This is a genomic window from Streptomyces ovatisporus (assembly GCF_042653885.1).
Taxonomy (GTDB): Bacteria; Actinomycetota; Actinomycetes; order Streptomycetales; family Streptomycetaceae; genus Streptomyces; species Streptomyces ovatisporus.
This window is the reverse complement of sequence record NZ_JBHSFH010000013.1, coordinates 24,445-45,161: the sequence shown is the minus strand read 5'-3', so window position 1 is coordinate 45,161 and position 20,717 is coordinate 24,445. Positions and strand designations below refer to the sequence as shown.

Sequence of the window (20,717 nt, the reverse complement as noted above, 5' to 3'; positions counted from 1 at the left end):
AGGGGTGACACTGGGCGTATGAGTGAGGGAGTCAGCACCGTAGCCGTGAACGGCATCCGGCTCGCCTACCGCACCTGGGGGAAGGAGCACGCGGAGGGCACTCCCGTCGTCCTGCTCCACTGCCTGGGAGCAGACGGCGAGGACTGGCGCGGGCCGCTGATCCCCCAACTCGCCGCCGCACACCCGATCTTCGCCCCGGACCTGCGCGGGCACGGCCGGAGCGACTGGCCGGGGGAGTACGGACTGGACGTGCTCAGCCCGGACCTCCTGGCCTTTCTCGACGTGCTGGGCCTGCAGCGCGTCATCCTCATCGGTCATTCCTTCGGGTCGGTCGTCGCAGGCATCTTCGCCGGCGAGCATCCGGCCCGCGTGGAGCGGCTCGTCCTGGAGGAGACACCGGCCATGCTGCCGCTCGATCCACCCCGCGAGATCCGCGAACGGCCTGATGAGCCGCAGGCGTTCGACTGGGAGCTCCGCAGACAGTTCGACCAGCAGCGCAACACCCCCGATCCGCGCTGGTGGCAGCTGCTCCAGGAAATCACGGCACCCACCCTGCTGATCGGCGGCGGGACCTCCAGCCACCTGCCGCAGGAGGACATGGCGGCCATGGCGGAGCGCATCCCGAACGGCACGATGGTCACCGTCGAGGACGCCGGGCACCTCGTGCACGAGGACAGGCCCAGGGAGTTCGCGGCTGCTCTGCGGACGTTCCTGGCGGACGGTTCCCAGCCCGGACGGTGATGCCGGTCCGCGCCCGCCAGGAATCGGCGGGCGCCGCGCCGACGGTCGTCAGTGCCTCTCCGTGTACCTCTCGCATGTCCCTCGTGCAGGGCTTCCGCGCCCCGGAGCCGGGCCGCCACGCCGGGCGCGCAGTGGTGGGGAAGCAGACAGCTGCCGACCGTTTCTCGTGCACGGCGAACGGACACCCGTAGAGTGATAGTTGAACAGCAAAGCACTTCTGCGAGGAAGGTCCGTGATGGCTGAGCCCGAAGGAACGGCACTGGAGGAACTGCGTTCCAGGCGTGAGGCGCTGCGCGAGCGGTACCTGCAGGAGGCCGCCGGGCGTCCTGCGACCACGGCGCGCGGTGTGCACCACGTGGCTTTCATCTGCCGGGACGTCGAGGAGACCATCCGCTTCTACCAGGAGCTGCTCGGGTTCCCCCTCGTCGAACTCGTCGAGAACCGGGACTACCGCGGCTCCACGCACTTCTTCTTCGACATCGGCAACGGCAACCTGCTCGGTTTCTTCGACTTCCCGGGCCACGAACACCCGTCGTTCGCCGAGACGGTGGGAGGTGTACAGCATCTGGCCCTTGCGATGGACGGCGAGGAGCACGCGGCGGCCCGCCGGGCCCTCGACACGGCAGGCATCGAGTACGCGGGCCCGGACCGCGGAGTTGAGGAGAGTCTCTACCTGCGGGACCCCAACGGGGTTCCCGTCGAGCTGTACCGCGAGAGCCTCGGCGTCTTCAACGGCAGCAGGATCGTGTGACACGTCCGCCTGCCGGCCCGGCTGCAATCCGGGCCGCCACGGACCTGTCGGGCAGCCGCCGGCCCTGGTTACGCTGATCTTCCGGACGCGAGACACGGGAGGAGCGCACGTGGCGGAGAGCACCATGACCAGCACGGCGGCAAGGCCTGACCTCGATCTGACCAACGCCCGCTGGCAGTCGGGCACCCAGGAGATGGGCGGGGTGGAGATCGCCTTCGTCGAGGGCTGGATCGCCATGCGCAACGGCCGCACACCGGAGGTCCCGGCCGTCATCTTCTCGCCGGGGGAGTGGAACGCCTTCGTGCTCGGTGCGCGCAACGGGCGCTTCGACCTGACGTGAACTCGGTGCTGCTGCCGGGAAGGTTCACCGGCAAACCTTCCCGGCCGTCGCGAGCCCGCGAAGATCCAAACGACGTGCCCTAGCCGGGCACGTCTGACCCGGCCGACCGGTCCAACTGCCCCAGTACGTCCGGCAGCAGGCCCTCGTACACGACGGTCAACCGGCGCGTGACACGCGTGATCGCCACGTACAGGTCGTGACCGCCCTGCGGCGACTGCGCGAGGACGCCCGCGGGATCGGCCAGTACGACACGGTCGAACTCCAGCCCCTTCGCCTGGGCCACACCCAGCACCGCCACCTCGGCGTCCAGCGCGGCACTGCCGCCGCCCGTCGCCGCGTGCGGGAGGGCGGAGCAGAGTGCGCCGAGTCTGTCATCGGGCGCGATGACCGCAAGTCTGCCGCCGCCCGCCTCGCGCAGCGCCGCCTGTTCGCCGGCCACGGTCCGTACGGTCCCGGAGACCAGCGACCCCTCCTCGCAGCGCACGGCACACGGGCGTACGCCTTCCTCCCGCACCGACTCGGGAGGCACCTGTTCCGGTGACGCGGCGGCGAGTACGCGCGCAGCGGGCTCCATCACCTCGGCCGGCGTGCGGTAGTTGACGGTGAGCCGCTCCTCGCGCCAGCGGCCCGCCGCGTGCGGGGCGAGCGCCTCTTCCCAGCTCCGGACGCCGGCCGGGTTCCCGGTCTGGGCGACATCGCCCACGAGCGTCATCGAACGGGAGGGGGCCCGCCGCATCACCATCCGCCATGCCATCGCGGAGAGTTCCTGCGCCTCGTCGACGATGACGTGGCCGTAGGCCCAACTGCGGTCGGCTGCCGCCCGGTTCGCCGTCGTACGCGCCGCACCGGGATCGCTGTGCGCCTCGGCGAGGTCCGAGGCGCCGACCGCACCGGACCCGTCGAGGCCGAGGATCTGCAGCACTTCGTTCGCGTAACGCTCCTCCTCGGCGCGCTCCGCACGTGCGGCGCGTGCGCGGGCACGCTCGGCGGAGTCGTCCTCGCCCAGCAGTTCGGCGGCCTCGTCGAGCAACGGCACGTCACCCACCGTCAGTTCGGCCCCAGGGAGGCGCAGCAGAGCCGCCTGTTCGTCGTCGTCGAGAAGGCCGGCCGCCGCGGAGCCCAACAGGGCGCTGTCGGACAGCAGTCGGTCCACCAGCTGCACCGGGGTGAGCAGCGGCCACAGCCGGTCCAGTGTCCGCCGTACGGACCGCTGCCGCCACAGCTCTCCGGGGCCGTAACGCAACTCCTCGTCGTCCAGGGGGCGTTGGCTCTCCCCGGCGCGGGCCCGGACGAGGGCGTCGAGCATGTCGGTGACGAAACGCTTGCGAGCCGCGTTGTGCGGCGCCTTCAGCGCCTGTGCCCGTCGCAGCGCCCGCACGCACACCTCGTGAGGCACGAGCACGCAGGTCGCGTCCTCGTCGAGCGGCACCGACAGGTCCCCGTCGGGCTCGCGCTGATGCAGGCGTACGGCCCCGGCGAGAACCTGCGCCATACGTGTGCCGCCTTTGACCGCAGCGGTGGCGGCGGCGTCCTCCGTGCTCGCCTCGACGCCGGGAAAGAGGCCGCCGAGAGGCGTGAGCACCACGTCGGTCTCACCGAGGGAGGGCAGCACCTCGCCGATGTAGCGCAGGAACACCGCGTTCGGCCCGACGACGAGTACGCCGCGACGGGCGAGCGTCCTGCGGTGCGTGTAGAGGAGATATGCCGCACGGTGCAGCGCGGCCACCGTCTTGCGCGTCCCCGGGCCGCCCTGGACGACGAGGACCCCCTGCAGGGGGGAGCGGATCACACGGTCCTGCTCGGCCTGGATGGTGGCCACCACATCGGTCATCCTGCCGGTGCGCGCCCGGCCCAGTGCGTGGAGGAGGGCTGCTTCGCCGACGAGACCGGCGCATCCGTCCAAGCCGCCCCCGTCCGGGTCGTGCAGGAGCCGCGAGTCGAGGATCTCGTCGTCGATGCCGGTCAGGGTCCGGCCCTTCGAATGGAGGTGGCGGCGCCGCACGATGCCGGAGGGGCGGGCCGGCGACGCGGTGTAGAAGGGCCTGGCCGCCGGCGCACGCCAGTCGACGAGCAGCGGGTCCGATCCGGCCGTGCGCAGGCCGATGCGGCCGATGTACCGGGTTTCGCCCTCCTCGGTGTCGAGTCTCCCGAAACACAGGCCGTTCTCCACGGAGTTGAGCTGTCCGAGGCGACGGGACAGCTCGGCGGCCCGCACCTCGCGTTCGGCCGTCGCCTGGCGTGTGCCGCCGTCGGCACCTCGGGAATGCACTTCGGCGAGCGCGGCGGCGGTCGCTCTGCGCTCTTCTTCGAGCCGGCCGTACAGGACGTCGGCGTACCTCTGCTCCTGGTGCAGGGCGGCGGCCATGAGGGCCGGTTGACTCCCGGTCATGTGTCTGCTAAACTCCTCAACGGACGTGCTGTGTAAGGCAGTTGAACTTTACGAACCGTCGAGCTTAGCAGCTCCGGTGTGCGGCGCAAGATCTTCTCCGCTGTCCGCTGCGCGTGCCTCCTCTCCTCCCGGCCGGCCGTCCGCGACGGCGCGTTCGCGCCCGTGCGGGAGCGGGACGGAGGTGCGGCCCCCGTGACGGACCCCGGAGGCAACCCGGCAACAGGCGACGGCCGCCCCCCGAGGCGGGAGCGGGGACGTCCGGCGGGGGCGGCCGACGGCGGCACGTACCATGGCCGCATGTCGTTCCTCCGCCGTCGCAGTGCGTCCGTGCCCGCGGGCCCCGACTTCGATGTCCTGGCCATGGACCCGACCGACTGGCCGGGCAACCTCGGGGCCGGTCTGCTGCCCGCCCCGGACGGCACATGCCAGGGTGTCTTCCTGCGTTACGACCTCTTCGGAGGCCGCGGTCCGGCCATGATCATCGGGAATCTGCCGGAGGGGTCGCCCGCCCGGGAGGTCAGCGGCAGCCAGGTGCCCTTCGAGGTGGCTCAGCTGATGTCCGCGCTGGAGAACGACGAGCCCGTCGAGGTCACGGGCGTCGAGGACGACCCGGTCATGCACGAGGACAACCTTCTGATCGTGCGCCGTGTGAAGTGCTCGGAGGAGCGCATCTCCTGCGTGCAGTTCGACCGCAGCGACGGCGTGCTCGTGACCATCGCGAGCTGGGACCGTCCGATCACCAACGACCTGTACGCGCTGCTGAAGCCGCTGCCCGCGGAGATGTTCCGGCACTGACGCGACGGGCCACCCGGCCGTCGGCACGAAGGGCCCGGCACCTCCAGCAGGAGGCGCCGGGCCCTTCGTCCGTCCGCGGTCCGGTTACGAGGAGGAGCGGATCAGCCGCACGTCGTCCGCCTTCACGAACGCCACGCGGTGCCCCAACTGGATCTGGTAGTACGTGAGGTCGCCGCGCACCACCTTGAACTTCTCCGCCTCGGGGTCGTAGTCCTTCGCGTAGAGATACTCGCCCCGCGTCTTGAGGCCCACGGCGTACGCCTGCCCCTTCGCGATCTTGTACGGCAGCGGGGAGAGCTCCTGGGCCGGCACACCCGCCGGGTACGCCTCCTTCTCCGGATACGCGCGCCCGTACACCGGGATCTCGTCCTTGCCGGCCTTCGGCGTGACCGTCTGCCCGCGGGCGGGAACGGCGGTCGGCTGCTTCCGCGGGTTGTGGAACCAGGCCTTCTCACCGAGGTACCACACTGCGGTCCACTCGCCCTTGCGGTCGGCCACGGCGTACTGCTGTCCGGTGCTGGCGCGGGCCCCGGTGTCGTTGACGCCGGTCGTGGAGTCCTCGCCCCCGGGGCGCAGTCCGATGTCCTTCACCAAGGGGGAGGAGGCGTCGGGTGCGGTGTGGAGCCGCACGGCGCCCGAGCCGTGGGCCGGGCAGGGATCACCCGAGTCGTCGCACCGGGTGTACTGCGGCTGGTGCTTGTCGTAGTCGGGCCTGATCGTCACCATGCGGCTTCCGGAACCGGCCTCGGGCTTGAACGGCTTGCCGAGCAGGGTGAAGTAGTGCTGCCAGTCGAAGTACGGCCCGGGGTCCGTGTGCATGCCGGGGATGTTGGCGGACGTCGTGCCGGGCACGTTGTCGTGGCCGATGACGTGCTGCCGGTCCAGGGGGATGTCGTACTTCGCTGCCAGGTACTTCACCAGCCGCGCCGAGGAGCGGTACATGGCCTCGGTGAACCACGCGTCGGGATCGGTGAGGAAGCCCTCGTGCTCCAGGCCGACCGACTTGGCGTTGACGTACCAGTTGCCCGCATGCCAGGCGGCGTCCTTGCCCCGCACGTGCTGGGCGATGTGGCCGTCCGAGGAGCGCAGCGAGTAGTTCCACGAGACGTACGTGGGGTCCTGGATCAGGTCCATGACGACGTCCCAGGGGCCCTCGGTGTCGTGCACCACGATGTAGTCCACCGAGGCGGACCCGGGCCGCTTCGCCTTGTCGTGGTTTCCGTAGTTCGGCTGGCCCTCGTCGTCCGTGTACTCCTCGTACGGGGCGGGGAGCCACTCGCAGGACACGCTCCGCGGGCACTCCGGCCCGGCCTCCGGCGCCGCGGAGCCCGCCCGCTTCAGCCCGTGCCCGGCGGCCTGCGACTCGTCGGCGCGCAGCGAGGGCACCGCGTCGAGCGTGACCCGCTGGCCGGCGTCGTTCGTGCGCCGCGCACCGGAACGGACCACGTCGAAGACGTCGTTCGCGAACGCCGTGCCGGCCGCACGCTCGGTGGCGGCGGGGAAGGCGGCCACAGCGCCGAACCAGTCGGCGGGGTCCGCACTGAGCGGACGGCCGAGCTTCTTCTGCGCGTCGGCGAGCAGCGCCGCACCCCCGCGCACGTTGGCCGCCGCCGACTCGCGCAGTTCCTTCTTCGGCAGGCCCGTCAGTTCGGCTGCCCGTTCGGCCGTGCGGAGCCGGGCCGGCACCCGGCCCTCGCCGGGCGTGCCTGCGTGGGAGGCCGCCGTACGGGCCTCACGTGCGGTGTCGCCGCGGGCGTCTTCCGTGCCGCCGTGACCATGTCCCGCCTGCGGGGCTGCTTCGGCGAGTGCCGTGCGGGCGTCCGTCAGGTGCATGGGGCCGTAGCCGCCGGTGACGCTGGGGGCGCCGTCGTGCGCGTCCCAGCGCGACTGCAGGTAGGAGACACCGAGCAGGACGCTTCGCGGCACCTTGTACTGCTGTGCGGCGTCGGTGAAGTGCTGCTGGAGCCTGGAGGAGTCGCGCTGTTCGGCCGTGGCGTACGGGCCGGGCGAGGCGAGCGGCAGCAGTAGCGCCGCAGCGGCGGCCCCGGCGGCGGCGACCGTCAGGGTGCGCGAGGAGCGCCCCCTCACGGGCAGTCGGCCGAGCGCACGCCGGAGGCGGCGTCTGAGAGGGTCGGGGGCGTCGGGGACAGGGCCGGGTGATCCATGCAAACCGGGCAAGGAAGCCTCCTCGGACTGGGCTCGTCGCATGCGGCGGGCGCGAGCAGGCCTCAGAGGTATCGGTTGTACGATCATCCGTCAATGACTGGGCGGTGAGCACAAGTCGCACGTCAGCGGGGTACGTTCGGCCTCCTGGGCCGCAGCCGCCCCCCGTGCGGGCCCCCGCACGCGAGCCGGTGCGAACCGGGTGCCGTGCTCGGCGGCGGCGGGACCTGCGGGGCGTCAGCGGTCCATACCGGTGACGCCCCGCTCGGCCCACCCCCCCGGCCGGTAACCCTCAGTGCGTCACGGCGTGTTCAGCGGGTGCTCACGGCAGAGCGAACCGCTCCCCGCGCCAGCGCGCAGTCGTCGTGCAGCCTGCGCAGTAACAGACGCTGCTCCTCGCCCCTCGCCATCCCGCCGGGCCTCTCCGATGCGCCCGGCGACGCGCCCGGAGGCGTGGGTTCGCGCATGGTGCGCTGGACCGCCGTCTCGTAGTTCCGGATCTCCTTGGTCAGCACCAGCATCAGGTTGACCAGGAACGCGTCCCGGGCGGCGCGTCCCTGAGCCTGCGCGAGCTGGCTGATGTGCCGTCGGGCTATGGGAGCGTCGCCCAGCACGGCCCACAGCGTGGCGAGGTCGTACCCGGGCAGATACCAGCCGGCGTGCTCCCAGTCGACCAGCGCGGGTCCGGCCGGGGCCAGGAGCACGTTGGTCAGCAGCGCGTCCCCGTGACAGAACTGCCAGGGCGTGCTGCTGCCGCTCCCGTAGGTGCGGGCGATCCCGTGCAGCAGCTTCTGGAGATCACCCAGGTCGCGGTCCGTCAGCAGCCCCTGTTCGTGGTAGCGGCTGAGCCGTGCCGGGTAGTCGACCGGCCGCTCGAATCCGGAGACCGGAGGCTGCCAGAGGTTGAGCCTGCAGACAGCGCCGAGCGCGGCGCGCAGATCGGAACGGGGCGGCGCGTCGAGAAGGTGACGCCTCATCGCCGCGACCCGCCCCGGCATCCGCTCGATCACGAGCACGCAGTCGTCGGGGTCGGCGGCCACGAGCTTGGGCACCCGCACGGGAGGGCGGTGCCGTACGAAGGTGCGGTAGGCCCCTATTTCGTGCCGGAAGCGTTCGGTCGGGACCTGCGCGTGGTCCATCAGGCATTTGGCGACCACGGCCTTGCGCCCTGCCGTGCCCGCCATCAGTACGGACCGGCCGACGCGACGAAGGATCTGCACCGGCTGGAACTCCGGACAGATGCGCTGGACCGAGTCGAGGGCCGCGCGGATTCGCTCACCTTGAGGGCCGGTCAAGTCCAGCCTCCCGCTGACGGACTGGGCTCCGATGCCGCCGGTCAGCCTGCCCCGCGCAGTGCCACCGCGGGAGACCGCACCCCGGCCCGGAGAGGACGGGAACGCCGGAGAGCCGCCGGCGTAGGGCGGATTTCCGAGCGGCCGCAACGGTGCCGACACGGAGGACGTCGCTGGATGCATGGTGAGCAGGGTCCCTTCGTGCGCCGACAGGTCGCCGCGCCCGCCGGCCCGTTCCGCACGGTCCGCACCCTGGGGAATGCGGAGCCGGAGCGGACGCTGGCCGGAGTGGCGCGTGCATACAGCACACCCGGGCGTCCGGGTGGCACACCATCTGGCGGACCCTGGCGAACCCTGGCGAATGGTCCCAGGGCAGTTGGGCGGGGGTTAGTGTCAACTAAGCCGAGAACCTGGGGGCTTGACGTGACCAAGGGACCCAACACCCGCCTCGCGGACCTTTTCGGACTCGCCGGATGGTCCAAGGGCGAGCTTGCGAGGCTCGTGAACCGGCAGTCGGCGGCCATGGGCCACGCACAGCTGGCGACCGACACCTCGCGGGTGCGGCGTTGGATCGACATGGGGGAGACCCCGCGAGATCCGGTGCCGAAGGTGCTTGCGGCTCTTTTCACCGAGCGACTCGGCCGTGTCGTGACCATCGAGGACCTCGGGTTCAGCAAGCCGGGCAGATCTGCCGCACGGCAGCAGTCCGGGCTCGACGGGATGCCGTGGGCACCCGAACGGACAGCCGAGGTCCTCACCGAATTCACGGGAATGGACCTCATGCTCAACCGACGCGGCTTGGTGGGCGCGGGTGCCGCGCTCACCGCAGGATCGGCACTCACCAGTGCCATGTACGACTGGCTACGCACGGCACCGGCCCCCGCTGCCGGCCCCTTCAACCCCGGCCCCTCCCGCTACGCGGACCAGGCGGCCTTCGACAGGTACGACGCGGCCCCGGTGGGGTCTCAGGAGATCGAGGCGCTGGAGCACTCGGTGGAAGTCTTCCGCGCCTGGGACGCCGCCCGCGGCGGCGGACTCCAGCGCAAGGCGGTGGTCGGGCAGCTCAACGAGGTGGGCGGCATGCTCGCCTACCACCACCCGGACCGCCTGCAGCGCCGCCTGTGGGGGGTCGCGGCCAACCTGGCGGTGCTCGCCGGATGGATGTCGCACGACGTGGGCATGGAGCCCACCGCGCAGAAGTACTTCGTCATCGCCGCGCACGCCGCGCGTGAGGGAGGCGACCGTCCGCGGGCGGGCGAGGCCCTGTCCCGCGCGGCACGGCAGATGGTCCATCTCGGACGCCCGGACGACGCCCTGGACCTGATGAAGCTGGCACGTGCGGGTTCCGGGGAGGAGTCGCTGCCCCGTACGCAGGCGATGCTCCACACCATCGAGGCGTGGGCGCAGGCGTCGATGGGACGCGGCCAGGAGATGCGGCGCACCCTGGGGGAGGCGGAGGAGCTCTTCGCGTCCGACAACGGCGATGTGCCGCCGCCCAGTTGGATGCAGATGTTCGACGAGGCGGATCTGCACGGCATGGAGGCGCTGGCCTACCGTACGCTCGCCGATCACGAACCGGCCGCGGCGGGCGTGGCGGAGCGCCATGCCAGGCAGGCCCTGCGACTGAGAGCGGACGAGCGGCAGCGCTCGAAGATCTTCGACTGGATCTCCCTGTCCTCGGCCTACTTCATCGCCGGCGAACCCGAACAGGCCGAGCGCTACGCACGGCTCGCCCTCGTGAGCATCGGCGAGAACTCCTCCCACCGCACCTGGGACCGGCTGCGCGAGATGTACCGGCTGACGGGCCGGTACACCGGACACGCGGGCATCGCGGACCTCAGGGAGGAGATCCAGCTGGCGATGCCGAGGCACCACAAGCAGACGGCTCCCCGGCTGTCCGGCACCCCCGGTCTGCGCAACATCTGAGCAGACCGGGGCAGACCGGGGCAGGCCGGGAACGGGCCGGGGAGCCTGGAAGCCGGGGACGAGCCCTCCTGGCTGTGCGCTCAGCGGCGCACGTAGCGCTCGGCGACCACCGACGGGAACTCCACCGGCGCACCGCGCTCGAGCGACCGCGCAAGACGCAGGTACTGCGCGTGCGTCCATGCCAGAGGCGTGGCCGACGCGGTGCCAGTGCCCGGCTTCTCGCGGGGCGCCGGCGGCCTCGTGTCCCAGACCTGTTCCGGCAGCATCAGTGTCTCGCCGGCCGTGCGGGCCATGTCGCGCAGCCGGCCTGCCGCCGAGTGCCGGTCGCCGCAGAGCAGTTCGTACTCCCCGCGCTCACCGGCGAAGATCGGCCACAGTCGCCCGTGGGTGGTCTTCACCTCGGGACGGTTGACGGTCCACTGCTCACCATTGGGCTGCTCGCCGTAACCGTCGCCGGAGTACCGGTACCAGTGGCGGCCGGAGGGTGTGTCGACGGCGAGCTTCCGGTCCACCACGGCGAGGGAGTTGCGGATCACCGGGTCGTCGGCGGGCTTGACTCCCAGCCGTACGAGCTCCAGGAAGCCCGCGTCCACGACGGTGCGCTGGTCCACGGGGGTCTCGATGTTGTTGCCGAGTTCGTACTCCACACCGGAGTCCGGCTTCCCGTTCTTGGTGAGCCGCAGGTAGTAGGGCTCGTCCGAGTCCGGGCCCTTGGTGGTGACGGTCCACTTCTCGACCGACTCCTGCCATTTGTCGGCCGCCTTCAGGTACTTGGCGGCCTTGCCTCCCTGTCCGCCCCGCTCCAGCAGGTCCGCGAGGCAGACGAGTCCGGCGATCACGGAGGCGATCGTGGAGGGCGAGTAGCCCGACTGCTCCTCCCAGCGCTCCTGCTGGCTGTAGGGCGCCTCGTAGCCCTCCTCGCTCGTGAAGCCGAGGATGAAGTCGCCTCCGCGGGCGAGGCGTTCGAGTGTGCCGGCGTCGTGACGGTCCAGCAGCCAGGCCAGCAGCATGGGGGCCGCTGTCTCGTCGAGCTGGATGCTCGTCCAGAAGGGCTCGCCGTCGACCTTGCAGTTCTGCGGCCAGTGCCCGTCGGGACGCTGCGTCCTGAGCATGTAGTCCAGGGCCCGGCCCGCCGCGGCGTGGTCGCCGGCGGCGAGGAGACCGGTGCCTATCTGGTACTGGTCGCGCGGCCACACCAGGTGGTACGGGCCCGTCTCCGGGACGACGTGCCGGGAGCCGAAGTCCCAGGGCATGGAGGGGGAGGCGATGAACGCACCCGGGTTCTTCTTGTCCTCGCCGGCCGCCAGCGTCACGACGGACGCCGTCCAGAGCGCCCGGTCCGACGGCGTGCGCAGAGAGCCGGGGGGCTGGGGGAGCCCCGCGAGGTAGGAGGTCCAGCCCGTGTCGTACGCGTGCGCGGCGGCGTGGAAGCCGGCCCTCAGGGAGCGCCGCGCCGTCCTGACGGCGTCGTCGGCCTTCTCCCCGAGGCCCAGCACCACGGTCTGCCGGGTCCGGGCGCAGCCGTCCAGCCGCAGCCGTCCGAGCTGCACGACGTTGCCCGGTCCGGCGGTGGCGTAGTGGTGCTTCAACCGGCCGTCGTTCTCCGAGAGTTCGCTCCAGCCGTCGTTCACGCCGAGATAGCCGACGGTGGACTCGGCGAAGCCGTCCTGGGCGAGCAGTGCGCTCGCCGCGTGCTTGTCCTCGGCGACGAGCGCGCCGTCCTGCGGGAACGCGCTGTCGTTGTTGCCGTCACCGGAGAGCGAGGGGTCGTGCAGCACGTACACCTGCAGCGGTGTGCCGGTCCGGGAGCGGACCTCGACGTCGATGACGACGCTGGAACGCTCCGGGTCCGTGACGTACTGCGTCACGGCGCTCCAGCCCTCGCCCTGGCTGGTCTGCCGGTAGCGCGGTGCGCCGCCGTGACCGATCAGTTCCGTGCGGGTGTCGGCCTGGCCGACCCGCTGGACGAAGGTCTTGCCGTCGGTGACGACGAGTTCCGTGTGACGGCTGGCAGGGGTGCTCAGATCGGGGTAGTACGTCTCGCTCATCCTGCCGCCCTGCAGGGTGAACCACACGAGGCTCCGCTCTGTGCGGGCGGTGCCGAAACCCACCTTGTCGGCCGGGTCGAAACGTGCGTCCTTGCCCGGGCCTCCCGGTGCCTCACCGGCCGTCTCCGCCACGTCGGAGCGCGCACCGGACATCCCGGTGGCGCCGGCGCTGCCGGCGAGCGGGACGGGCGCGGCGATCGCCGACGCGCCGACCAGAGCGGCTCTGAGGAAGTTCCGACGGGAGTTCGTAGGCACGCATCCTCCAGGTGAGGCGTGGAATCGAGCCATCTCAGGGCCCGTACAGGTGAGTTCACCATGTGAAGTCGTCCGCCCGGACGACCACCGCATGAGTGAGCGAAAGCCTTGCCTCGGAAGACCTCTGCGTCAAGAGAGGCTTGTGTGACTCCAAAGTATGAACGCACACGGGGGGTTCGGGTGAAGTGCGCTTCATGTCCCGCTCTGCGGTGCGCAGTTGTGGGCGCCGACGAGGCCGGTGGCCGGACGGGTGGACCGCGCCGTCGTACCCGGCACGGCCGGTCGGCGCCCCCGGGATGTCCCGGGATGTGCAACTCCCCTGCGGGAAGCGGCACTCGGCGCTGCGGCGGGCATGTCCCGCCGCAGCGCCCGTCCTCTCCTCGTTCCGCGGAAGCGGACCTTGATCACTCCTTGCCCTGGCCCTCCTTCTTCGCGAGACGGCGGCGCTGCCTGGCGGTCGGCTCCCTGCGTCCGGTCTGCCGGTGGTAGACCTCTCTGCGCTCCTGGTTCGTCATGGCTCTCGCACCCTTTCGAGGGACGGGTACGCCGTGATCTCCCGGGGCGGGCGCGGCGTACAACCGCCTGCGGGCGCAGCGGCCGGACGGTTCCGGTCCCCGGACCGGGGTTCGGAGAAACCGGCTCCGTCCGGCGCCGCCCGGCGGCAGGAGCGGCGGGTGACACGGACGACCTGCGCCCAAACGCTTCCATTCCGGTGCGGGCGCACGTCCCGGCCCGCTCGGGCGCACCATCCGGTGCCGGGCGCCGGCCGGAGGCTCACGCTGCGCCGCCCTTCTCCTCTCCCTTCTCGTCTCCCTTCTCGTCGTCGACGATCTCGGCGTCCACGACGTCCTCCTCCGGTCCGGCACCGCCGGCCCCGGGAGGCCCCGCACCCTCTTCCGTCCCGCCACCGGCGGCAGCACCGGCTGCGCCGCCGGCCTGGGCGCCGCCGTACATCGCCTGGCCCAGCTTCTGGCTGACGGCGGCGACCCGCTCGCTCGCATGGCGGATGGCCGCGGTGTCCTCGCCCTTGAGCTTCTCCTTCAGGTCCGCGACCGCGTCCTCCACCTCCGACCTGACGTCGCCCGGGACCTTGTCCTCGTTCTCCTTGAGGAAGTCGTCCGTCGTGTAGACGAGTTGCTCCGCCTGGTTGCGGGTCTCCGCGTCCTCGCGCCGGCGGCGGTCCTCGTCGGCGTACTGCTCCGCCTCGCGCATCATGCGGTCGATCTCTTCCTTCGGGAGGCTGGACCCGCCTGTGACCTGCATCTTCTGTTCCTTGCCCGTGCCCTGGTCGCGGGCGGAGACGTGCATGATCCCGTTGGCGTCGATGTCGAAGGCGACCTCGATCTGGGGCACGTTGCGGGGCGCCGGCGGCAGTCCCGTCAGCTCGAAGGAGCCGAGCTTCTTGTTGTACGCCGCGATCTCGCGCTCACCCTGGAAGACCTGGACGGTCACCGACGGCTGGTTGTCCTCGGCCGTGGTGAAGACCTCCGAACGCCTCGTCGGGATCGTCGTGTTGCGCTCGATCAGCCTGGTCATGACGCCGCCCTTGGTCTCGATGCCCAGAGACAGCGGTGTGACGTCCAGCAGCAGCACGTCCTTGACCTCGCCCTTGATCACACCGGCCTGGAGCGCGGCTCCGATGGCGACGACCTCGTCCGGGTTGACGCCCTTGTGCGGCTCCTTGCCGGTGAGGTCCTTCACCAGGCCGGTGACGGCGGGCATCCGTGTCGAGCCGCCGACCAGGATCACGTGGTCGATCCGGGACACCTCGATGCCGGCGTCCTTCACCGCCGCGTGGAAGGGCTCCTTGCAGCGCTCCAGCAGATCCGCCGTGAGCTGTTCGAACTGGGCGCGCGTGAGCTTCTCGTCCAGGTGCAGCGGGCCCTCGTCGGTCGCCGTGATGTACGGCAGGTTCACGGTCGTCTCGGTTGCGGACGAAAGCTCGATCTTCGCCTTCTCGGCCGCCTCACGGAGCCGCTGCACCGCCATTCTGTCCTTGGACAGGTCGATGCCGTGCCCGTTCTTGAACTGCTTCACCAGGTGATCGACGACCCGCTGGTCCCAGTCGTCGCCGCCGAGCCGGGTGTCGCCGGAGGTCGACTTCACCTCGACCAGTCCTTCGCCGATCTCCAGGAGCGAGACGTCGAAGGTGCCGCCCCCCAGGTCGAAGACCAGGACCGTGTGGTCGTCCTCCTTGTCCAGTCCGTAGGCGAGAGCCGCGGACGTCGGCTCGTTGATGATCCGCAGGACGTTCAGCCCCGCGATCTCACCGGCCTCCTTGGTGGATGTGCGCTGGGAGTCGTTGAAGTACGCCGGCACGGTGACGACCGCCTCGGTGACGTCCTCTCCCAGGTACGCCTCGGCGTCCCGCTTGAGCTTCTGCAGCACCCTGGCGGAGATCTCCTGCGCCGTGAAGCGGTTGCCGTCCACGTCGCCGGACTCCGGGAAGCGCCAGTCCGCGTCCCCCGCGTGCCGTTTCACCGACCGTGCCGTGCGGTCCACGTTCGTCACGGCCTGCCGCTTGGCGACCTCGCCGACGAGTACCTCTCCGCCCTTGGCGAAGGCCACCACGGACGGGGTCGTCCTGGCTCCTTCGGCGTTCGGGATGACGGTGGGTTCACCACCCTCGAGGACGGAGACCACGGAATTGGTCGTCCCCAGGTCGATTCCGACTGCTCGGGCCACCTCGACTCACCTCTTCTCCGCAGTCGCCGGCTCGTACACGTCGGCGACAGGGCCCCGAAGCAGCAGGCGAACCAGCCGGGCCACCTCGGACCGGCCTGCCGCCCCGCCACCGCAAGGCCGACAAATGCCTACACATCCTGCATAAAAGTTGAGCCGGTCGGTGTCAAGTGCCCATCGGGTCACTCTTCGGAGGGGCGGCTGCCGGGCCGCCGACGCCGCACTGCGCGGTCCCGGTGGCGGGTCCGAGCCTGGCGTCAGCCGCTGACGCGTGCGACGAGCACGCAGGCGTCGTCCTGGCCTTCACGGTCGCCGAACTCCTCGACGACGGCACGCACGCACTCCTGTGCCGTACGGGCCTCGGCGAACCGGCCGGCGAGGGAGAGCAGCCGCTCCGAACCTCCGTCCTGCGCGTTCCCGCCGGGCAGCACGGGTGCGGGCCCGGGCCCGGACCCGGACCCGGACCCGGAAGATCCGCCGTCCTGCGGGGTGAGTCCGTCGGTGTGCAGCACCAGCAGGTCGCCCGCCTCCAGCACTTCGGTGTGCTGGCCGTACGCCGCACCCGAGGTCGCGCCCAGCAGCACGCCCTCCGGGGGCTGCAGCACGCGGCCCTCGCCCCTGCGGAAGAGCAGCGGTGCGGGATGCCCGGCCTGCGACCACGTCAGAGTGCGGTCTGCGGGCTGGTAGCGGCAGCACACCGCGCTGCCCAGGGCCGGCTGGGCCGCGGAGTCGAGCAGCTGGTTGAGGTGCCCCATCAGCGTGCCGGGCTCCACACCCGCCACCGCCATGCCGCGGACGGCGCCGAGCAGCATGGCCATCCCCGACGTGGCGGCGACCCCGTGGCCGGTGAGGTCGCCCGCGGACAACAGCGTGGCGCCGTCGGGCAGTTCGAGCGCGTCGTACCAGTCGCCCCCGATCAGGGCACTCGTCGCGGACGGAAGGTAGTGCGAGGCGATGTCGAGGGCGCCGCCCGTGTGCCCGTCCGAACGGGGGAAGCGCTGGGAGCCCCGCCACGGCGGCAGCACCGACTCCTGCAGCTCGACCGCGATCCGCCGTTCGGCCTGCGCCGCGTGCCGTTCGTGGTGCACCGTCTCGCGCGTCTCCACCACGGCGAGTTCGCTCCGGCGCAGCTCGCTGACGTCCCGGACGACCGCCCACATGGCGGCGGTTCCGCCCTGGTCGTCGAGGACGGGTTCGCCGAGCAGGTGCAGCGTGCGTACGTCACCGTCCGGCCGCATGATGCGGAACTCCCGGTCGATGGGCCGGCTGTCCACCAGGCAGTCCGTCACTGCCGCGGCGAGCAGCGGCTGGTCGTCGGGCAGCACCCACGAGGGAAGTTCGTCCAGGGAGAGCGGGCCCTCGGCCGGGGAGCGTCCGAAGATGGCGTACAGCTCCCCGGACCAGGAGACCTCGTCGGTCAGCAGGTTCCACTCGGCGCTGCCGGACCGCGCCGGTAACCGGCGGGAGCGCGCGGCCCCCGCGGCGGCGGTCTCACCCTCCGCGGCACGGGCATCGCCGGGCGCACCGTCCGTATGGTGCGCGTCTGCGGCCGGGGACCCCGCGCGGAGCTGCCCGAGGTGTTCGCCGAGGCCGTCGAGATGGCGGGCGGCGAGATCGCACAGGGCCCGCCTCCAGCGCGACGTGGGATCCCCCGCCTCCTCCCCGTCCTCGTCCGCCGCGCTCGAGCGGACGGCGTCGATCCCGCCGCGCAGCCGGCGCGCCTGCGTGATGAGCGCGTCCAGCGTGCCGCGCTCGGGCGGCTGGGACGCCGGGCGGTCCGCATCGAGGTGGGAGGGCATGCGTTCTCTCCGATACGGGATGAGGGCTCGGTTACGACTGTTGCACAGGCTGCGACCGGCCGTAAGTGGTTTTGCCATACCCGATCCGGTGGTGCTGCGGGCATTTGTCCGCGCCCTCCTGGCAGTTGGGACCCGCGGAGCACTCCGGGCACACCGCGGAAGGGCCGATTCCCGGTAGGCTCCCGACGCCGGACGCGCGCATTCCACGTCGCTGGGGAACCCAGGAGTAGAACCACGCGCACCGGCAAGGATGCTGGTCAACGGAAATCCCGTTGCCAGTCGAAGACCCCGCACCGGATGCTGACCTCATGTTCGTCGAGCCCGTCGATTCAGACATAGCGCCCAGCGGTACGCTGCTCGGCCTCCTGCAGCGAGGCCGTGGCGACGGCACGCTGCACGCCTTGGCGGCGCCACGTGCCGAAGCTCTCGCCGCACTCCGGCAGTGCGTACTCCACGACCCACGGCGCGACTGGCAGATCGAACACCGTTCGCTCTACTACGCACGGCTGCACATGGAGCTGGACGCCTCCCTCGACGACATCGAGGAGCACCTCTTCCACCCCGACGACCAGCTGACGGCCGAGGGGGAGGCCGAGGTGCGCACGGGGCTGGCGCTGTCCGTGCTGGGCCACCTCGCCTCCTACCGGGACACCGGCGCGCTGGAGCTGCTGCGGCGCTACGCCACGGCCGGCGCCAACTGGCAGTGGGCACTGGACGAACTCGCGGTGCGCGACGACGACGAGGGGCTTCGCGCGCTCGGCCCCGCCGTACTGACGCGCTTTCCGGAGACCCGTCAGGGCGACATGGAGCTGGCCGCGTCGGCCCGCGACGCCTTCGAGCCGCGGCCCTGGCGCCTGTGGGCGGAGGACTCCGCACGTCCCGGCCAGGCCGAGCGGCTGCTGCGCGTGCGGGAACAGGGCTGTTTCGACCGCTGGCAGCGGCAGATGCACGGTTCGGGCCCCCGTCCGGGCTGGAGCGTCCGCGCAGTCCTCGACTGGGCGCAGGAGGGCCACGACCAGCATCCGCGCGTCGCGCGCGAATCGGCCGCGGCCCGCTGTCTGGCGGCCGTCGCCGGCCCCGAGGACCGTGCCGAACTCCTCGCCGCCGCCCGCGGCCCGCGGGAAGCGGCCCGCGCCGCCGCGCTGCGGCACCTGGCCGAGCGGGGCGACGCCGATGCTCTCGCGTTGATCGAAGAGGCCGCCGCCGACCCCGGCGAACTCGTGTCCCGGGCCGCGCTGTGCTCCTTCGCGCGGATGCGCAGCACCGCGGCGATCGTCCGTGCCAGGCAGTGGGCGGCCGCCCCCGAGGGCACGCTGCCCGGCGGCCTTCAGACCGTGGCCGCCGAGATGCTCGCCTGCTGCGGAGGCGCACAGGACGCCGAAGCGGTGCTCCGCGCCCTGCGCCGCACCGTCCGGCAGGAAGGGCCCGACAGCGACGCGCTGTGGCCGCTGGTCGACGGCGTGGGCCGGCTGGGTGTCGGCTGTGCCGCGCCCGTACTGCGGCACGTCTACCGTGAGACGGCCTCCTCGCAGCTGCGGGGCCGCGCGGCCGCCGCGCTCGCCCTCACCGACCCCTCCTTCGCGGCGGGCTTCGCGGTGGAGTGCCTGTGGGACTGCGAGGAGACCACGCGCGCCCTGGCCGCCGAGTACGCCGCGACAGGGGACGAACGGGTCGTCGAACGCCTGCGGCGGCTCGCGGCCGATCCCGCCGAGGAGGCCGGGGTGCAGAGCGCCGTACGCGGCAGGCTCAGCCCGGACGCGGGGCGCTGAGGCCGCGGCGGGGGTGACTCCCGGCGCCGGACGTGTCGGGGCGCCGGCCTTCGGCCCGCCGGGATGTAACGCCACATCAGGGGCCGTTTCGGGCGTTGTCGGTGTGACGGCATAGTGTGTCCGTCGTGACTGAGCACGCCCCGCCGATCATCCCGTCCCCGGCTCCCGGCCCAGCGGCCGACGAGGGCCTGGCGCGGCGGCTGCGGGCCCTGGCCTGCACCGCTCCGCTGCACGACCTGGACGTCCGCAAGGCCAACCTCGCGGGGGAGTACAGCACTTACGCCATGTCGGAGGTCGCCCTGAGCGCCATCGACGTCGTCACCCTCCAGATGGACTTCGACACCGGAGCCGACCACGAGGACGTCGTGGCCCGGCTGTTGCCCCGCATCGCCGCCCAGGCCCCCGGCCGCCCGGCCGCAGAGCACGAGCGGGTCGCCCGCTGGGTGCTGGAGAACCTGGTGAACGTGGGCAGTGTCGACCGCGGATTCCGGGCCGTCTACGGCACGTTCGGGCCGGACGGCGCCTACGTACGCCGTGACTACGACTTCAAGCTCATCGAAGAGGTCCCCGGGCCAGGCGGAAGCGTCTATCTGCGCACCACCGACGAAGCGGTCAACGTGCTGGTCGGTGCCCTCGACACCGACGTGACCAGCGCCCAGATCGCCGCCGAGGTCAAGCTGGAGGTCCTCATCAGCCGCGGCCGCCTCGCGGACGCCCAACTCGCCGCCGAGCAGGCCCGGTACCGCACGGTGCAGTACGCCGAGACGCTCCGCCGCACGCTGGAGGCCACCCGGCGCGACGTGCGAGCCGTCGACTGGCTGCGCACTGTCCCGGACATGATCAGCGAAGCGCTGGATCACGTCGCGGACCGCTACCGCCACGAGAACGCGATCCTGACCAACATCCGCCGTGCCCGCGACGAGGCGGCGTCCGAGCGCGGCCCCGACCACAAGCGCCGCGCCGCCGAACTCGTCGACATCGTCAAGGACTGCATCCGCCGTCACACCCAGCTCCAGTCCCGCTTGCTGGCGGCGGGGCCGCTCTTCCGCGCCGAGCAGGACCGTCAGGCATTCGCACCGCCCGCCGCACGCGCGGGCCTCGATCTGTACGGTCAACTGCTGGCCCCGCTGCTGCCGTTGCCGCTGGAGGGGGCCGGCCGGGTCACCGACGCCTTCTTCTCCCACGGCACCGGGCTGCGCACCCCCGGAGCGGTCCGGGTGGGGGACCTGGTCGACCTGCTCCTCACGCCTCCCGCCCCCCGCGAGCACCTCGGCGCCGAGATGCCGGAGCCGGACCTGATCGCCACCCCGGACGACAGCAGGTTCAGCGAGGAACAGCTGGAGCAGGCCATGGAGTTGCTGGAGCTGCCCGCCGACGCGCCGCGCCGGCTCTCCGGACTGCTCGCCGAGGCGAGGAGACAGGACCCCGGACTTCCCTACCTGGTCTCCCTCCTGGCGGTCCACGCGGCCAGCCCCCCGGTGGGCACGGCCTACCGGCAGGGCGAGCACCGCCTTCTCTTCGCCGTGGACGACGGGGAGGAGCTCGACGACCCCGAGTTCGGCGGGGCGGACCTCATCGTCGGCACGGCCCTGCTGGACGCGGAGGGCATGGCCTCGGACCGCACGGAAGTGGCATGAGGCGGTCCGGACACCGCCGGCCGAAGTCCCGCTGCCGGCACGTCGCTTCGGGAAGCCGTCGGCCGTACGGCCGGACCGTCCGGTGTACGCAGAGAGCAGACCGCGGCACGGCCCGCGGCCGGAGAGATCC

General features: G+C 71.8%; 13 protein-coding genes. 7 read left to right on the top strand and 6 right to left on the bottom strand.

The annotated features are described in order from the left end of the window. Positions 1-18: 18 nt before the first annotated feature. The 3 genes from ACFPA8_RS21470 to ACFPA8_RS21460 all read left to right on the top strand — a co-directional run bounded on the left by ACFPA8_RS21470 (position 19) and on the right by ACFPA8_RS21460 (position 1,832). Positions 19-741, top strand: a complete 723-nt coding sequence (locus tag ACFPA8_RS21470) for an alpha/beta fold hydrolase (protein ID WP_386450991.1) — start codon at positions 19-21, stop codon at positions 739-741. Between the two features lie 235 nt (positions 742-976). Continuing rightward, complete coding sequence (locus tag ACFPA8_RS21465) at positions 977-1,492, top strand: VOC family protein (protein WP_386450989.1); 516 nt, start codon at positions 977-979, stop codon at positions 1,490-1,492. Between the two features lie 124 nt (positions 1,493-1,616). Then, positions 1,617-1,832 carry a DUF397 domain-containing protein gene (locus tag ACFPA8_RS21460; protein WP_386451480.1) on the top strand — a complete coding sequence of 72 codons (216 nt, stop codon included), beginning with the start codon at positions 1,617-1,619 and terminating at the stop codon, positions 1,830-1,832. Between the two features lie 79 nt (positions 1,833-1,911). Here ACFPA8_RS21460 and ACFPA8_RS21455 read toward each other — a convergent pair whose 3' ends face one another. Next, positions 1,912-4,221 (bottom strand): HelD family protein, encoded by a 2,310-nt coding sequence (locus ACFPA8_RS21455; RefSeq protein ID WP_386450987.1) that lies wholly within the window; start codon positions 4,219-4,221, stop codon positions 1,912-1,914. Positions 4,222-4,518: 297 nt separating this feature from the next. On the opposite strand from ACFPA8_RS21455, the gene ACFPA8_RS21450 reads away from it, so the two are divergent. Beyond that, the gene (locus ACFPA8_RS21450) at positions 4,519-5,016 is read left to right on the top strand and encodes a hypothetical protein (RefSeq protein ID WP_386450986.1); all 498 of its coding nucleotides are present in this window, start codon (positions 4,519-4,521) and stop codon (positions 5,014-5,016) included. Positions 5,017-5,100: 84 nt separating this feature from the next. Here the strand turns inward: ACFPA8_RS21450 and ACFPA8_RS21445 are convergent, their stop codons facing one another. Then, positions 5,101-7,104, bottom strand: coding sequence for an N-acetylmuramoyl-L-alanine amidase (locus ACFPA8_RS21445; RefSeq protein WP_417801325.1), 2,004 nt, complete (start codon positions 7,102-7,104; stop codon positions 5,101-5,103). 386 nt (positions 7,105-7,490) lie between these two features. After that, positions 7,491-8,654 carry an aminoglycoside phosphotransferase family protein gene (locus ACFPA8_RS21440; protein ID WP_386450982.1) on the bottom strand — a complete coding sequence of 388 codons (1,164 nt, stop codon included), beginning with the start codon at positions 8,652-8,654 and terminating at the stop codon, positions 7,491-7,493. Between the two features lie 240 nt (positions 8,655-8,894). Between ACFPA8_RS21440 and ACFPA8_RS21435 the strand changes: the two genes are divergently transcribed. Further along, on the top strand, positions 8,895-10,397 hold the full coding sequence (locus ACFPA8_RS21435; protein ID WP_386450980.1) for a DNA-binding protein NsdB: 1,503 nt from the start codon (positions 8,895-8,897) through the stop codon (positions 10,395-10,397). Between the two features lie 80 nt (positions 10,398-10,477). Here ACFPA8_RS21435 and ACFPA8_RS21430 read toward each other — a convergent pair whose 3' ends face one another. The 3 genes from ACFPA8_RS21430 to ACFPA8_RS21420 all read right to left on the bottom strand — a co-directional run bounded on the left by ACFPA8_RS21430 (position 10,478) and on the right by ACFPA8_RS21420 (position 17,181). Beyond that, positions 10,478-12,700, bottom strand: a complete 2,223-nt coding sequence (locus tag ACFPA8_RS21430; RefSeq protein WP_386450978.1) for a glycoside hydrolase family 15 protein — start codon at positions 12,698-12,700, stop codon at positions 10,478-10,480. A 774-nt stretch (positions 12,701-13,474) separates the two neighbouring features. Beyond that, a complete protein-coding gene (gene dnaK, locus ACFPA8_RS21425) occupies positions 13,475-15,385 on the bottom strand; it encodes a molecular chaperone DnaK (protein WP_386450976.1) in 1,911 nt (636 codons plus the stop codon). A 254-nt stretch (positions 15,386-15,639) separates the two neighbouring features. After that, entirely contained in the window at positions 15,640-17,181 is a 1,542-nt protein-coding gene (locus tag ACFPA8_RS21420) for a PP2C family protein-serine/threonine phosphatase (RefSeq protein ID WP_386450974.1), read from the bottom strand. A gap of 308 nt (positions 17,182-17,489) precedes the next feature. Between ACFPA8_RS21420 and ACFPA8_RS21415 the strand changes: the two genes are divergently transcribed. Both ACFPA8_RS21415 and ACFPA8_RS21410 read left to right on the top strand, forming a co-directional pair. After that, positions 17,490-18,950 carry a HEAT repeat domain-containing protein gene (locus ACFPA8_RS21415; protein WP_386450972.1) on the top strand — a complete coding sequence of 487 codons (1,461 nt, stop codon included), beginning with the start codon at positions 17,490-17,492 and terminating at the stop codon, positions 18,948-18,950. 125 nt (positions 18,951-19,075) lie between these two features. After that, a complete protein-coding gene (locus ACFPA8_RS21410) occupies positions 19,076-20,587 on the top strand; it encodes a hypothetical protein (RefSeq protein WP_386450970.1) in 1,512 nt (503 codons plus the stop codon). Positions 20,588-20,717 lie beyond the last annotated feature (130 nt).